This window comes from Vibrio sp. 10N.261.55.A7, from assembly GCF_002877365.1.
In the GTDB taxonomy this organism is placed as follows: Bacteria; Pseudomonadota; Gammaproteobacteria; order Enterobacterales; family Vibrionaceae; genus Vibrio.
Window position 1 is genome coordinate 1 of sequence record NZ_MCWZ01000298.1, and the last position, 15,326, is coordinate 15,326.

General features: G+C 45.1%; 12 protein-coding genes and 1 pseudogene. 3 read left to right on the forward strand and 10 right to left on the reverse strand.

The window, feature by feature from the left end:
- From BCU12_RS16330 to fabB, 4 genes are all read right to left on the reverse strand, one after another.
- Window positions 1-2,353 (reverse strand): FimV/HubP family polar landmark protein (locus tag BCU12_RS16330; protein WP_277871283.1); only part of this gene is annotated, 2,353 nt, incomplete at its 3' end.
- Window positions 2,354-2,820: 467 nt separating this feature from the next.
- A complete protein-coding gene (locus BCU12_RS16335; RefSeq protein WP_102405324.1) occupies window positions 2,821-3,834 on the reverse strand; it encodes an aspartate-semialdehyde dehydrogenase in 1,014 nt (337 codons plus the stop codon).
- Between the two features lie 12 nt (window positions 3,835-3,846).
- Window positions 3,847-4,980, reverse strand: a complete 1,134-nt coding sequence (locus BCU12_RS16340; RefSeq protein WP_102405325.1) for a 4-phosphoerythronate dehydrogenase — start codon at window positions 4,978-4,980, stop codon at window positions 3,847-3,849.
- A gap of 341 nt (window positions 4,981-5,321) precedes the next feature.
- Window positions 5,322-6,533, reverse strand: coding sequence for a beta-ketoacyl-ACP synthase I (gene fabB / locus BCU12_RS16350; RefSeq protein ID WP_102405326.1), 1,212 nt, complete (start codon window positions 6,531-6,533; stop codon window positions 5,322-5,324).
- A gap of 127 nt (window positions 6,534-6,660) precedes the next feature.
- Here fabB and mnmC point away from each other — a divergent pair, with 127 nt between their 5' ends.
- Window positions 6,661-8,733: a bifunctional tRNA (5-methylaminomethyl-2-thiouridine)(34)-methyltransferase MnmD/FAD-dependent 5-carboxymethylaminomethyl-2-thiouridine(34) oxidoreductase MnmC gene (gene mnmC / locus BCU12_RS16355; RefSeq protein ID WP_102405327.1), complete on the forward strand. Its 2,073-nt coding sequence runs from the start codon at window positions 6,661-6,663 to the stop codon at window positions 8,731-8,733.
- Between the two features lie 149 nt (window positions 8,734-8,882).
- Here the strand turns inward: mnmC and BCU12_RS16360 are convergent, their stop codons facing one another.
- From BCU12_RS16360 to BCU12_RS16370, 3 genes are all read right to left on the reverse strand, one after another.
- The gene (locus BCU12_RS16360; RefSeq protein ID WP_102405328.1) at window positions 8,883-9,407 is read right to left on the reverse strand and encodes an NADPH-dependent FMN reductase; all 525 of its coding nucleotides are present in this window, start codon (window positions 9,405-9,407) and stop codon (window positions 8,883-8,885) included.
- A 126-nt stretch (window positions 9,408-9,533) separates the two neighbouring features.
- Window positions 9,534-9,800 carry a YfcL family protein gene (locus BCU12_RS16365; RefSeq protein WP_102405329.1) on the reverse strand — a complete coding sequence of 89 codons (267 nt, stop codon included), beginning with the start codon at window positions 9,798-9,800 and terminating at the stop codon, window positions 9,534-9,536.
- Window positions 9,801-9,824: 24 nt separating this feature from the next.
- Window positions 9,825-10,355 carry an elongation factor P hydroxylase gene (locus BCU12_RS16370; RefSeq protein ID WP_102405375.1) on the reverse strand — a complete coding sequence of 177 codons (531 nt, stop codon included), beginning with the start codon at window positions 10,353-10,355 and terminating at the stop codon, window positions 9,825-9,827.
- 225 nt (window positions 10,356-10,580) lie between these two features.
- Here BCU12_RS16370 and BCU12_RS16375 point away from each other — a divergent pair.
- Window positions 10,581-11,203 (forward strand): annotated as a pseudogene (locus BCU12_RS16375) (trimeric intracellular cation channel family protein).
- A gap of 51 nt (window positions 11,204-11,254) precedes the next feature.
- Here BCU12_RS16375 and BCU12_RS16380 read toward each other — a convergent pair.
- Window positions 11,255-11,989: an SDR family oxidoreductase gene (locus BCU12_RS16380; protein WP_102405330.1), complete on the reverse strand. Its 735-nt coding sequence runs from the start codon at window positions 11,987-11,989 to the stop codon at window positions 11,255-11,257.
- Between the two features lie 89 nt (window positions 11,990-12,078).
- On the opposite strand from BCU12_RS16380, the gene BCU12_RS16385 reads away from it, so the two are divergent.
- Window positions 12,079-13,023 (forward strand): LysR family transcriptional regulator, encoded by a 945-nt coding sequence (locus BCU12_RS16385; RefSeq protein ID WP_102405331.1) that lies wholly within the window; start codon window positions 12,079-12,081, stop codon window positions 13,021-13,023.
- A gap of 28 nt (window positions 13,024-13,051) precedes the next feature.
- Here the strand turns inward: BCU12_RS16385 and aroC are convergent, their stop codons facing one another.
- Both aroC and prmB read right to left on the reverse strand, forming a co-directional pair.
- Window positions 13,052-14,137: a chorismate synthase gene (gene aroC / locus BCU12_RS16390; RefSeq protein ID WP_102405332.1), complete on the reverse strand. Its 1,086-nt coding sequence runs from the start codon at window positions 14,135-14,137 to the stop codon at window positions 13,052-13,054.
- Between the two features lie 199 nt (window positions 14,138-14,336).
- Window positions 14,337-15,269 carry a 50S ribosomal protein L3 N(5)-glutamine methyltransferase gene (prmB, locus tag BCU12_RS16395; RefSeq protein WP_102405333.1) on the reverse strand — a complete coding sequence of 311 codons (933 nt, stop codon included), beginning with the start codon at window positions 15,267-15,269 and terminating at the stop codon, window positions 14,337-14,339.
- Window positions 15,270-15,326 lie beyond the last annotated feature (57 nt).

Consider the following 15,326-nt stretch of genomic DNA (forward strand, 5'->3'; position numbering starts at 1 on the left):
GCTCTGGCTCTGGCTCTGCAGGTTGTGTTTGAAGCTCGTCAACGTCAACCTCTAATGATGTAACGTCTCCAATATTATCCTCAACAGATTCAGAGTCAGTAATTGGCTCGTTATCGAAGTTATCCGAAATCTCCATGGTTTCAAGCAGTGGATCAATGTCAGGAGCGGCACTTAGCATGTCATCGATAAATTCTTCACTAGAAAACTCTTCAGGTTCTTCTAGCTCAGCGGCGCTTTCTAACGGATTTGATTCGTCAACCGCTTCTTCAGCACCAATGTCATTGGATACGTCCGCTAGTGCATCACCTGATTCCGACAATCCATCATCAGAAACCAGTCCATCACTGTTTTCATCTCCAACGGACAATGCCTCAGAGTTTTCTGGTTCGACTTCACTCGGGGTCGCATCGGCTGAATCAGCTTCTAGTGATTGTTCTGTAGACTGTTGTTCAATTTCCAAAAGTTCATCAAACAGCTCAGTGCCGTCAGATTCAAACTCGTCATTTGAGTCAACTAACTCATCTAATGTCTCCGTCGAATCAGCAAGGTCATTATCTTCTTCAACAGAATCAATCAACTCATCCAACAAGTCCGTACTGTCTTCTTCAATGGTGACTTTGTCCGCTTCGGCTTCACCGTTTAGCACTTCATCTAGAGTTTGTGTCGACTCATCGGGAATGTCAGTATTGCTCTCTTCCTCCGTAACGGACTCGGATAGAAGCTCATCAAGTAAATCGGTGCTGTTGTCGTCAAGCTCTTCAACTTCTTCAAGATCACTTTCTTTTGGTTCGACATTGTTCGAGTCGATCAGCTCATCAAGTAGTTCAGTGCTGTCTTCATCAACATCAAACGACTCTTCCAATAGTTCATCTAATAGAGCAGTGTCATCGACCGATTGTTGTTCCAGCGTCTCTAAATCAGCTTGAGATTCAATTTGGGCAAACAAATCATCAATTTCGCTGTCACTTGCCAGTGGCGCATCGCCAAGGTCTAAGTCATTCTCTGATTCTACCGAAGCAAAAATGTCATCGATTTCGCTATCTGATGTACCACTTGGCTCTTCAGTATCAAGATTGAAGTCATCAGCGGACTCTTCCAGCAACGAATCGATCTCATCATCATCGTCATCAACAGCCTCACTTAGGAGCTCGTCAAGAAGTGACTGGTCAAGTTCATCGTCAAGTAAGTCTTCGGTTGGATCTTCCCCTGACAATAGCGCTTCAATGTCGTCTTGAGACATCTCACCATCATCTGATAAATCAAACTCGGCCTCTTCGTCATTGCCATCCATCGAAACGTCATCTAATGCACGTTCCATTTCCTCTAGGCCTAACGCTTTATCTTCGCTATTTACGCTGATGCCATTTGAACTCATGTCGATATCTTCGAGTTCAGCCTCTAGATCGCCATTGTCTCCGACACCAGCAAATGGGTCTTCGTCATCCTCGCCTTCAAGGTTGAAATCAAGATCGTCGTCATCTAGGCCGGCGAAGACATCATCTTCTGCTGATGCCGTGTCATCAATGTCCAGATCATCATCGAGAGCAATATCAACATCGTCTCCAAAGAGGTCGTCATCGAGCAATAGGTCGTCATCGATGCTTTCGTCCAACGTCTGAGGTGGGATAACTGGAGCCTGTGGCGCCTCTTGTTGAGTGGCCATTTGCTCAGCTGGCTCATCTTTCTTAGAACGACGTCCAATGAGAAGAATGATAATCAAGCCAACCAATAGCCCTGGGATGATCGCCATCGCGGCAACGAGAAGGTTATTCGATAATATCTGATCCAAGATAGACGGTTTTTCCATCTTCTGATCAGCAAGGCGATCTCGTTCTTCTTTCAGCAGTTTTTCAACTTCGGAACGAATTCGGTTTTCGTCTCCAAGCTCGTCTTTTAATCCGTCTACTTCTGTTTGTACTTGTGAAAGCATCAAACGCAGCTGATGGTTTTTCTCCTCTAAAGCCATGAGTTCGCTTTCTGAAAGCTCTAACTCATTTTCTAACAGTTCAACACGTGGTGGTTTGTTCGTAGAGGTTGCCTTGGAAGGTTTAACGTCTTCCATTTCCACCATAGAGTCTTTCGATTCAGTGTTTTTGGGCTGAGCTTTAGGCAACTCAGTCTGAGGTTGAACGGAAACCGATGATGAAGGACTTGCGGGTGCCGGTGTCGCTGCCACTCCGTCTAACTTGGCTTGGTGAGCCGTCATTACGTTAACGGCTTCTTGAGTCGACACACTGTTGACTTGCGCTAACGAAGGAATACGTAAATTACTACCAGGAATGAGGCTATGTATATTTTGGTTTTCAAATGCTCGTGGATTTAGATTGTAAATCGCGAGCAAAGTTTGCTGCACCGTTAGGTTCGGAGCAGGCTTGACTCGTGAGGCTATCCGCCACAATGTGTCTGATGACGTCGTTGGTCCATAAAAACGAGCAGGTTCGCTGCTTTGAGCGCGAGTAATTTGTTCAGAGAATTGGGGCGATGTTTGCACCTCACCATTTGGACCTTTCAGGCGAATGCTTTCTGCACTAACGATTGAAGTCTGAGTCACGGCAACTATTGCGAATGGCAATAACAGTCGTTTTAAAATTTGACGCATATGAAGGCTCAGTTTTGTGCTGTAAGAGAAAAAAGTTACGATCTGTTAAATATATCGGATAAACCTAGCAAAACTATAGGGTGAGAGGCTAAAAATGTGTGGCTGATGGAATATTAGCAGTAATCTCACAGAATTTTGTTCAAATTATTTACACCCATTAAAAAAGCCTCTCGCGTCAGAGAGGCTTTATTGATAAAAGGCTTACGTGCTTAAAGCAGTGATCAGAAGTAATCTCTGATCAATATTTCCGCGATTTGAACGGCGTTTGTTGCTGCGCCTTTACGAACGTTATCCGCAACCACCCACATGTTGATTCCACTATGATGGCTTATGTCATTGCGAATACGTCCAACCATGACATGGTCTTTACCACCTGCATCACGTACCTGAGTTGGGAAGTCCAAATTCTGGAAAACCTCAACGCCTTCCGTGTCCTCTAGCAGCTGGATAGCTTGCTCTGCGCCAATTGGAGAACGAGTCTCGACATGAAGTGATTCGGCGTGACCGTAAAATACTGGCACACGAACACACGTTGGGTTAACGGTAATGGACGAGTCATTGAAGATTTTCTGCGTTTCCCACACCATTTTCATCTCTTCGCGAGTGTAACCGTTTTCGGTAAACTCATCGATTTGAGGGATACAGTTAAATGCGATTTGCTGAGGAAATGCGTCCGTTTCTGCAGGCGTGCCATTCAAAAGCTTAGCCGTTTGACCAGCTAACTCATCAATACCTGTTTTTCCGGCGCCAGAAACCGACTGATAGGTCGATACGTTGATACGCTCTAACCCAACTTCATCGTGAATTGGTTTCAGAGCCACTACCATTTGGATAGTAGAACAGTTAGGGTTCGCGATGATGTTACGGTTACGGAACTCAGCAATCGCTTCAGGGTTCACTTCTGGCACAACCAGAGGAACATCGTACTCGTAGCGGAAACGTGATGTGTTATCGATAACGACAACACCTTCGTCAGCCGCGATTGGAGCCCAACGCTCTGAAAGTTCACTACCTGCAGAGAAAAACGCAATATGTACTTGAGACCAATCGAAGTCTTCTACGTTTTGTACTTGTATTGTTTTGCCGTTAAAACGGGAAGTTTTGCCTTCACTACGTTCACTTGCTAGTAAGTGCATTTCACCGACAGGGAATTTACGCTCTTTAAGTACTTCAAGAATGGTTTCACCAACCGCACCAGTCGCACCTAAAATAGCAATATTAAATTCTTGGCTCATTGTTTCTCTCTTTTATAAAGTTGGCTTTACCATAAAACCGAGTTTAGATAACGGCGTTAAATTACAAGATTCACCGCCCGTTAACTCGACTGCACTGTACTCTCTGCGGTCCCAATATTCTTTACGCATCTTGTCAAAAGAACCCGGCGTAGCGATATTGCGACGGAATAAGGCGTCGTCTTTGCGCACATCATAGATCAACTGAGTCAAATTGTGCAGTGTTGCTTCGTCCCAAGCTCTATCTAATTTCATTTGAGGCACAGGCGCTGTCGGCAGAAGATCGCTCGCATAAGCACGCTGTTCAGTACCTAAAAATTCACAATAGCTGTTAAATATCATCGTAGTACCGCGCGCTTTGCCCTCTAAACCGTAGCCCGCTACGTGAGGAGTGGCAAAAGCGAGTAGCGGAAGAAGTTCAAAGTCGACTTCAGGTTCAAACTCGAACACATCCAGAACCGCAGTAAAACCATCGCCTTTTTGCAGGCGAGCTTTTAGTGCTTGGTTATCAACAACTGGGCCGCGAGCGGCATTAATCAGAATTTGATCCGCGCGGAAACTGTTGAGCACTTGCTCATTGATCAAGTGATGCGTTGGGAATTCACCTGTTTTAGTGATTGGCGTATGCAATGTGATGACATCAGATTGCTCAAGCAGAGTGTCTAATTCAGTGAACTCACGAGTATCGCCCTCTTGTTGTTTTAGAGGATCATTAAGCAAGACTTTAATACCAATACCTTCTAAGCATTTCGCTAAGTAGCTGCCCACTTGACCACAGCCGATAATACCAACCGTTTTATCAAAAACTGAAAAACCGTGTTGCTGAGCCAACACCATCATCGCACTGAACGCATACTCAGCCACACCCACCTTGTTACAACCTGGTGCCGCAGTGAAGAAAATACCACGCTCTTTCATCAATTCTTGGTCGACGTGATCCATACCAGCCGTCGCAGTACCGACAAACTTTAGCTTATTAGCTTTGCTGATTAATGACTCATTTACCTTGGTGACAGAGCGGATCATCAAGGCATCTACGTCAACTAGGTCGTCAGCCGTTAATGTGCGGCCAGACTTCATAGTCACTTCCCCTAGCTGGCTAAAAAGCGCTTCAGCATAAGGCATATTTTCGTCAATTAAGATTTTCATTTAGAGAGTACTTTTGTTGGGGTCTATCGACCCAAATATGAATTGAAATGATTGTGCTAAATTCCACACACGGTGTCGAGTCGCAATTGGAATACATTATAAATAAAGGGCTGAATCCGTATCGATATTTGAAATAGGCATCCCTAAAACGAAAAATGCCCGATTGAATAATCAATCGGGCAAACATCCAGAACAAAAGGAATTTGTCCCGCTCTCCTTGGGACAAAATTTTGCGTCTGTTCAACCAACCTAGAAAATAGGTCAGTCAGCTCTGGAAACTGTCGAGCTCTTTCGAGCGTCATTCAGTTCTTAGCTTTGGTGCTCTCAGTTATAGAGAAACACTAACCTTGGTATTTTTTGATGACCAATGTTGCGTTCGTTCCACCGAAGCCAAAGCTGTTAGACATCACTGTTGTTAGCTCTTGTTCACGAGCTTCTGTTACGATGTCTAGGCCTTCGCCAGCTTCGTCTAGGTTTGCAACGTTAATGCTTGGTGCGATAAATCCGTTGTCTAGCATCAGCGTTGAGTAAATCGCTTCGTGTACACCAGCAGCACCTAGAGCGTGACCAGTCATCGCTTTAGTTGCAGAAATTGCAGGGCTGTTACCACCAAAGACTTCTTGAATAGCGCCAAGTTCTTTCACGTCACCAACAGGAGTTGAAGTACCGTGAGTGTTCACGTAGTCAACGCCATCAACGTTTTGCATTGCCATTTTCATACAACGAACCGCGCCTTCACCAGAAGGAGCAACCATATCGTAGCCATCTGAAGTCGCACCGTAACCCACGATCTCGCCGTAGATTTTTGCGCCACGAGCCACTGCGTGCTCAAGCTCTTCGATAACCAGCATGCCGCCGCCGCCAGAGATGACGAAACCATCACGGTCTGCATCGTAAGTACGAGAAGCCAGCTCTGGAGTATCGTTATACTTTGAAGACAGTGCACCCATCGCATCAAACATCATAGTCAAAGACCAATCAAGCTCTTCACCACCACCAGCAAACACAACATCTTGTTTGCCAAGTTGGATCAGCTCCATTGCGTGGCCAATACAGTGTGCTGATGTCGCACATGCAGAACTCATAGAGTAGTTCACGCCACGGATTTTAAATGGGGTTGCAAGACATGCAGAAACCGTTGAAGCCATCGTACGTGGAACCATGTAAGGACCTACGCGCTTAACGCCTTTTTCACGTAAAATATCGACTGCATTGACTTGGTTTAGTGATGAAGCACCACCAGAACCCGCAACGATACCCGTACGATCATTCGATACTTGCTCTTCAGTCAGGCCCGCATCTGCAATAGCTTGTTCCATAGAAAGGTACGCAAACGCAGCCGCATCACCCATGAAACGCATTTTCTTGCGATCAATGTGCTCAGCTGGCGTCATTTTTAGGTTACCCCAAACTTGAGAACGTAAGCCTTTTTCTTTGAACTGTTCTGAAGCTGTGATACCTGATTTGCCCGCTTTTAGAGATGCTAAAACTTCTTCGACGTTGTTACCGATACTTGAAACAATACCCATACCGGTGATTACGACTCGTTTCATGTGACCTTCCTATAATTCAAAATTCCGCTAGATAATAACTAAGAAGGCCAACAAAAGTGGTCAGCTTTCCCATAAATTCGTACAATCGTCTCATATATATGGCTCAACATCGCGAATTTCAATCAATATGACCTCAATTACTCACGCTCAACTCGCCTGGAATGACACTGGCACCCCCGTTTCAGATCAATTTGATGATGTCTATTTCTCGAATGCAAACGGTCTTGAAGAATCACGCTATGTGTTTCTCGACCAAAATCATCTCAATCAACGTTGGGTTGAGTCTCAACAACGTCGCTTTGTGATTGCCGAAACCGGATTTGGTACTGGATTGAATTTTCTTGCTGCATGGCAGCGTTTTGATTTATTTAAAACTCAAAATCCTACATCAGCATTACAAGAGCTGCATTTCATTAGCTTCGAAAAATACCCAATTAGCATCGCGGATTTGGAAAAGGCCCATCAGTCGTGGCCAGAGCTAGCAGAATACGCAAAAAAATTGCAGGAACACTACCCAATTGCATTACCGGAATGCCACCGAATCGTTCTTGATGATGGTGCTGTGACACTTGATTTGTGGTTTGGTGATATAAAGGATTGCATGCCTATCGTCCCTACACCAAAGAAAGGGCTCGTTGACGCTTGGTTCCTGGATGGTTTTGCTCCCAGTAAGAACCCAGAAATGTGGAACCAAGCGCTATTTGACGGTATGGCAAAACTGGCCAAAAAAGACTGTACTTGCGCCACTTTCACAGCCGCAGGGTTCGTGCGTCGAGGTCTTATCGAGTCAGGCTTTGAAATGAAGAAAGTCAAAGGGTTTGGAACAAAGCGGGAAATGATTGCTGGCCAACTAAACACCAAACAAGATCACACGAACATCAAGCCTTGGTACCACCTTTCAGAGCCCTCTAGTTCGAAAGATATTGCGATTATTGGTGGCGGAGTGGCGACAGCTGCGCTCGCCAAAACACTAAGCCGTCGAGGGAAACACATTACTCTGTACTGTGAGCACGACCAACCTGCAGGCAATGCCTCTGGTAACAATCAAGGGGCTATTTACCCACTGTTAAGTGAATCCACCTCAAACGTTTCTCGTGTTTTTGGCCCTGGGTTGCTATTTGCTCGCCAATTTATAGATCAAGCCGCGGAGAATATTCCATTCGATCACAACTGGTGCGGCGTAAACATATTGATGTGGGATGATAGCTCTCGTAAAAAGCTCGAACGAATGCTAGAGGGAGGTTTTCATACAGATCTCATTGCCCACCAAAGTGCGGAACAAACCAATCAAACCGTTGGATTAGACACAAATATGGAAAGTGTCCACTTTCCCCTTGGTGGATGGCTTAGCCCTTTGCAACTCACTCAAGGTCTGATTCATTCGCTTGAGGAATATTCTGCTATTACGGCGAATTACCAACATCAGGTCACAAACCTGGAATGGTTGAACGATAAGAGTCAGTGGCAACTCACAATACAAACACCCAGCGGTGATATTGTTGCTCATCATGATCAAGTTGTGATTGCGAACGGTCATAAATTCACCCAGTTTGAGCAGACTCAAACCATCCCTCTCACTCCCGTTAAGGGGCAGGTCAGTCACATTCCAACGACAGAAAACCTGAAAAAGCTCAGGACTGTCCTTTGTTTCGATGGATATTTAACGCCTTACAATACCAACAATAACCACCACTGCATTGGCGCTAACTACGATAAAAGTAATATCAATCAAGCATTTGACGCAGAAGTTCAAGCTCATAATGGTAAGCGACTTGCTGCCTGTCTGCCTGAGCAAACGTGGGCCCAAGAAGTGGATACTAGTGACAACCTATCACGACAAGGTATCCGCAGCGTCAGTCGCGATCACTTGCCATTTGTGGGGAATGTTGGCGACCTTGATGCGATCAAAACACAATATCAGGACCTGCATAAATTCAATCCTAAGCGCGATTCTTTAGATGCCATCAAACCGGTCACCAGCTACCCTAACCTATACTGCTTCATTGGTTTAGGCTCTAGAGGATTAAGCTCCGCACCACTGCTTGCTGAAGTGCTAGCCTCACAAATTTGTGGAGATCCGCTCCCTCTACCCGCCGATGTGTTAGAAGCCATTCACCCGAGCCGAATGTGGGTAAGACGCTTGCGCAAAGGAAAGGCACTTACCGCGGGTTGGGTTGCAGACAAGAACAAGCAATCTTAATTGGTGTGGTTCAGGCTAAAGATAATAACCGTAGCCTCAGACCTGAAATTAAAAAGCCCGAGTAACATTATGTTATTCGGGCTTTTACTGTTCACTAGATACGTTTCATTATTCACATGACCCCTTTAAATGAGGCAATGAACAACGAGTTAGCTCAATGAGGCAACAGCTTGCTTGATTTTGTCCGCAAGACCTTCGTCAGTAATTGAACCTGTCTCAAAATCAAAATTATCGTAGAAACTTGGTACAGAAACCGACGCTTTTACATTGCCACCAAAGTAAGGCGCTGAACCCACTGCTGCACCTAGTACCGTTTGTGCGCCACCAGGGCCGGGTGAAGCTGCTAGATAAACGGCTGGCTTCTCACCGAAGACTGAACGATCAATTCGTGTCGCCCAATCAAATAGGTTTTTATACGCGGCTGGATAATGGCCGTTGTGCTCAGCAAATGAAATAACAAAAGCATCCGCTTCTGATAGGTCACGAAGAAAAGCTTGAGCACCTTCTGCTTGACCGATCTCTTTTTCCTTGTCTTCACTGAAGATAGGAACATTGTAATCTGAGATATTTAAGACCTTAACTTCAGCGCCTTCAATCAAGTTTGCTGAATAAGTTGCTAGAGCTTTATTGATAGATGTTGAGCTGGTGCTAGCACCGAATGCGATAACTTTCATGATGGACCCTTCGTCGTTTCGTTTAAGTAGGCTCAGAATAACCGACCTATATTTTCTAACAAGAGGAATAATCCTACTGAGTCATTCAATATTTTTGAATGAGTCTGATATCACGACAACGATGAATCAAGATGCAAGGTTTTGCAGTTCTAACCACAGATCATGAACAATGGCACTATCAGCGGGCGTTAGCTCTGTTTTTGCATCCGCTAAACTCTGTTCAATTCGCGTTTTAACGACCGACACATCCTCAATGCCTTCTTCTTCACACGATGCGACAGATAAAGAAATATGGCCTCGTAAATAGCCTCCAGCAAAAAGTTCATCGTCTGAAGCAGTTTCTATTCGTGCATCAATAAGTTCTAAAAGCTGCTCTTCGAATTCAATAATCATTCTTTATAAATACCTTGTGTTCTCTTATTTTACGATAAATTGGCTAGTGCTTAATGGTTCAACTTGATAGTGATGGCGAAGTGCGTTTGACAACATCTCGACTCGCTTAGGTAACCCTTGTTCTAATATTCCTAACACTTCTTTATGAACCTTGCTCATAAAAGCCAAACGGTCAGGTTCAAAATCGCCGTGTAGGTTGTCACAGCTCACTGTAAAAGGAAAGCCTGCACTTTTTGATAGTATCCACTCATACGCTTGAGGCCGAACTTCAACTTTTTCGAACTCGGCTTGCACTTGTTCAGTTCGACCATCAGGCTCATACCAATAGCCAAAATCTTCCAATAAACGGCGCTGAGGCCCCGCCACGCACCAGTGTCCAATTTCGTGCAGTGCAGAAGCATAAAAACCTCGAGCAAATATCACTCGATGATACGCAGTTGCTGCGTCGGCGGGTAAGTAAACAGGCTCATCTCCCCCCAACTCTAACTTGGTGTTGTACGAGTTAAAAAAGGTCTGATTGAAAATAGCAATAATATCTTGATATTGATGAGTCATGGATTTCAAAAGTTGGTCACGGTAAACGCGAACATTTTGCTGCTTTTTGATTCGAAGGTAAAGCGCTCTATTCACACTAAGCCATTACAATACCTAATCTGAAAGACGAATTTGGCGTACATATTTTCATTCGTCACAAAACTCAATTACTACTACACTCTCGCTTCATTTTTTACTCATGCCACACGGCTTGATGTGTTGTATTTGACTGAGAGAGAGCGCGATATGTTACTCAGCGTTTTGTACATTATTGGGATTACCGCAGAAGCCATGACTGGCGCCTTAAGTGCGGGCAAAAAAAAGATGGATTGGTTTGGTGTCATGCTGGTTGCTAGTGCTACGGCTATAGGTGGCGGAACCGTGAGAGATATCCTGCTTGGTCACTACCCTCTAGGTTGGGTAGAAAACCCAGAGTATTTAGCGATTACGTGTATCGCGGGTGTCGTCACGACAGGGCTTGCCAAATGGGTCATCAAACTCAAGGGGATATTCATACGCTTAGATGCGCTTGGGTTAATCGTATTTAGTATTATTGGTACAAAAGTCGCGCTTGGAATGGGCTTCATATTGGTATTTGCCTAGTGTCTGCGATTGTCACTGGTGTATTTGGAGGGCTGTTGAGAGATCTTATTTGCCGACAAACGCCTTTGGTTTTACATCAAGAGTTATATGCATCCGTCGCGTTAATGGCCTCTGCACTCTACCTCTCTCTTTTAGAGTTTGGCATTAATGATGTCACTGCCACCATCGTAACCCTAGTCTTCGGTTATACGTTACGCATGGCTGCCGTACGATTCAAATGGCGCTTACCCTCATTCCATTTAGAACACGAAGGCTCAGTGCATTGATCTTACATTCAGTCTGTCGGCAACACCGTCAGACTGAATATATTTAAAATGCTATAAGCCAAACCCTGCATCGATATCAATCGCCGCACTTCTCATTCCAAGTGATGCGTCGGACAATAAAAATTCGATAGAAGGCACAATATCGGACGCTTCCAATATTCTGCCAAGCGCAGTGGCTGTCATCGCTTCTCTCAACTCACTTAGTGTCTCTTTCGTCATGCCCGCTTTCCCCTGAATCTCAGTCGCTGTCACACCGGGCCTAACACTGTTGATTCGAATGTCTCTGGCGGCTAGGTCTACATTCAAAGTCGACACGAATCCCTCTAATGCCATTTTACTGGCACTGTACAAGGAAGAGTCGGCAAACGCTTTGTTCACGACCAAGCTAGACACCATGACAACACTGCACTGGTCATTCAACCGCGGCAAAAGTGATTGCAGGCTAAAGAACGGCGCTCTAAAGTTAACATCGAATGTTTGAGAAAATTGATCCAGTGTCGTTTCTCCGAACTGATTAGGGAAATAAACCCCAGCATTCAACACCACACCATCAAGCTTCATCCCCTGCAGTTCAGGCGCATCACCCAAACCAGTCGTGTCCTCATGCTTTGCACTATCACATAAGATTCCAATCACATCGCCATGTATCTCTCGTACTGTTTTTTCAATTTTCTCTGCGTTACGACCCGTGATGACAACACTGTGCCCTTGTTTGCTTAGGCTCTTGGCCGTGGCGTAACCAATACCCGCAGTTCCACCCGTTATTAAATATGTCTTTGGCGTCATGACCTTTTCCTTCTGGTTGATTTTAAACCAAGAATAAAGGATTATTTTATTTCCAATAAGATACCAATAAGTCAACAATTTAGTTCCATATGATTACCAATGACAATGATACGCATAAATTGCTCCCGAACCTTGCCGTCTTTCGGTTGGTTGCAAAACTCGGCAGTTTTCAAGCCGCAGCCAATCAGATGGGTTTACCTCGACCTTCAGTGAGCAAGAAGATAAGTCAATTAGAAGAGCTAGTTGGCCAAAGGTTGATGCAAAGAACGACCCGTAAGCTTGCATTAACAGAAAGTGGTGAAGATCTACTGCGCATCACTGAATCCCTGCCCAGCATTCTCAATCATGTTGATGACTTTATCTCGAAACAACACGCTGAACCTAAGGGCCTCGTTCGCATCAGTTGTTCCACCTTAATCGGTCAACGTTACTTACTTAGCCATGTTAAGTCGCTTATGGCGCGATTTCCTCAGATCCGACTGGAATTGAGTTTTGATGATAACAACACGGACTTACTGGAGAACAAAGTAGACATCGCCATTCGAATAGGCAACTTACCAGACTCTCCGATGGTGGCGAGAGCGATTGGTATTAAGCGGTGGTGCTTTGTCGCAAGCCCTGACTATATTGAGAATATGGGTACACCTAGCGAGCCAAGCCAACTAAAGTCTCACCAGTGCCTTGTCTTTAAAAACAACACAACCACACACGACTGCTGGCAATTCAAAAACTCCGTAGGGGCGATGGAGTCCATCAACGTCGAGGCCGCGATAACCAGTGATGATGCGAGAGCGTTAGTCGAGATGCTAAAGTCAGGGCTTGGAATAGCCATGATAGATCCCAATTTCATTGCCGAAGAATTGGCAAGCGGTGAATTAGTGAAGATACTGACGCCGTTTACAACGGATGAAACGGTGCCAATTCAGTTGGTTTGCTTGGGAAGAACAACGCGTTCAAAAGCCAGTGAGGCGGTATGGGAGGAACTGGTCACCCTTTTGACTCCACATTTTGCTCAAAAAAATAGCGCCAACTAAGGGCGCTATTTCTATTCAATATGAAAGCTTAGATCTTTGGCGTTTCCGTTGTGACACCAAAGTTCTGTCCACGATGACGAAGCAAGTGATCAAGCAGAACAATCGCTAACATCGCCTCTGCGATTGGGACAGCACGAATGCCGACACAAGGGTCATGACGACCTTTAGTGATCAGTTGTGTAGGCTCACCCTCTTTGGTAATCGTATCACCTGGTACGGTGATGCTCGATGTCGGTTTCAATGCGATACTTGCAACAATATCTTGGCCCGTTGAGATACCACCAAGAATTCCGCCGGCATGATTACTCGCAAAACCTTCTGGCGTTAACGGATCACGATGTTCGCTGCCTTTTTGATTAACAACATCAAAACCATCGCCAATTTCCACGCCTTTCACGGCATTAATACTCATCAGGGCATGAGCAATATCCGCATCCAGACGATCGAATATAGGCTCACCGAGTCCTACGGGTACTTTCGTTGCGACAACCTGAATTTTCGCGCCAATCGAGTTTCCTTCTTTAAGAAGGTCACGAATCATCTGGTCAAACTCAGGAACTTTATCGGCATCAGGGCAGAAGAACGCATTGTTTTCAATCTCATTCCAATCCACTTTATCGATTGAAACGTCACCCATTTGAGATAGGTACGCTTGAACCTCAACGCCAAATTCTTGTTTCAGATATTTCTTGGCAATTGCCCCCGCAGCTACGCGCATGGCGGTTTCACGCGCCGACGAACGGCCACCGCCACGGTAATCACGCACCCCATACTTTTGATGGTATGTGTAGTCGGCATGCCCTGGGCGGAATTTGTCTTTTATTTCTGAATAATCTTTCGAGCGTTGGTCGGTATTTTCAATCAATAGGCCAATCGAAGTGCCTGTCGTTTGGCCTTCAAATACACCTGATAGAATTTTTACCTCATCCGCTTCGCGGCGTGCAGTGGTATAGCGTGAAGTACCTGGACGACGACGGTCTAAATCCTTTTGTAGATCAGCTTCAGTGATTTCTAATCCTGGTGGGCACCCATCTACGATACATCCTAGTGCGATACCGTGACTTTCTCCGAATGTCGTGACTCGGAAATGTTGTCCGATACTGTTTCCTGCCATTGCTTCCTCAACCTTTTTGGCCCTGTATATTGGGCTTTACACTTCAATTTTTAGTTATTTCATAGTGGCGTTAATACGGTTTGATGTAAACCCCTAAAGTCACGCTATTTCGGTTTTCTAGAGCCACAGAAAGTAACGCTCATAAAAAACGCCAGCATTACGCTGACGTTTCTAACATTTTGACGTTGCCGAAAGCGAATCAGTCTTTATAGATAGCGAACTCATCAGCGCAAGCGACAAGTTGATCGCGAGTCATCATAAAGACGCCATGGCCACCGTTCGAGAACTCAATCCAAGTAAATGGAATCTCAGGGTATTGCTCCATCATATGAACCATAGAGTTACCCACTTCACAGATAAGAATGCCGTCATCCGTTAGGTAATCGGGTGCATTTGATAAAATACGACGTACTAACTTAAGCCCGTCTGTACCTGCCGCTAGGCCTAGTTCTGGTTCATGAGTGAACTCATCCGGCAAGCTGTTCATGTCTTCTTCGTCCACATACGGTGGGTTAGACACAATCAGATTATATTTATCTTTTGGTAAGTCACGGAATAGATCGGAGCGAATAGGGAAAACTTGCTGCTCCATCCCATGATCTTGTACGTTTTGCTCAGAGACTTGAAGTGCATCGGTTGAGATATCAATCGCATCGACTTCCGCATCAGGGAAGGCATGAGCACACGCGATAGCAATACACGCACTGCCAGTACACATGTCCATAATACGCGCTGGTTCTTCGGTTAACCAAGGTTGGAATTGCGCCTCAATCAGCTCCCCAATTGGAGAACGAGGCACGAGAACACGCTCATCAACAAAGAACTCTAAACCGCAGAACCAAGCTTTATTGGTTAAGTAAGCCGTAGGAGTGCGCTCGTTAATGCGTTTCACAACACGCTCAACAATGCGCAGACGCTCGCTGCTCGTCAGGCGAGAGTTCAAAACATGTGGAGGAAGATCAATAGGTAAGTATAACGTTGGTAGGATAAGCTGAACCGCTTCATCCCATGCGTTATCAGTGCCGTGACCGTAAAATAAGTTAGCGGCATTAAAACGACTGACTGTCCAACGAATCATATCTTGAAGGGTATGAAGTTCCGATACCGCTTCTTCTACAAAAATCTTATCCAAAATTGCCTCCGAAAAGCGCTACAATACTGCTATTAAAGTTTAAAACGTTAAGCTATC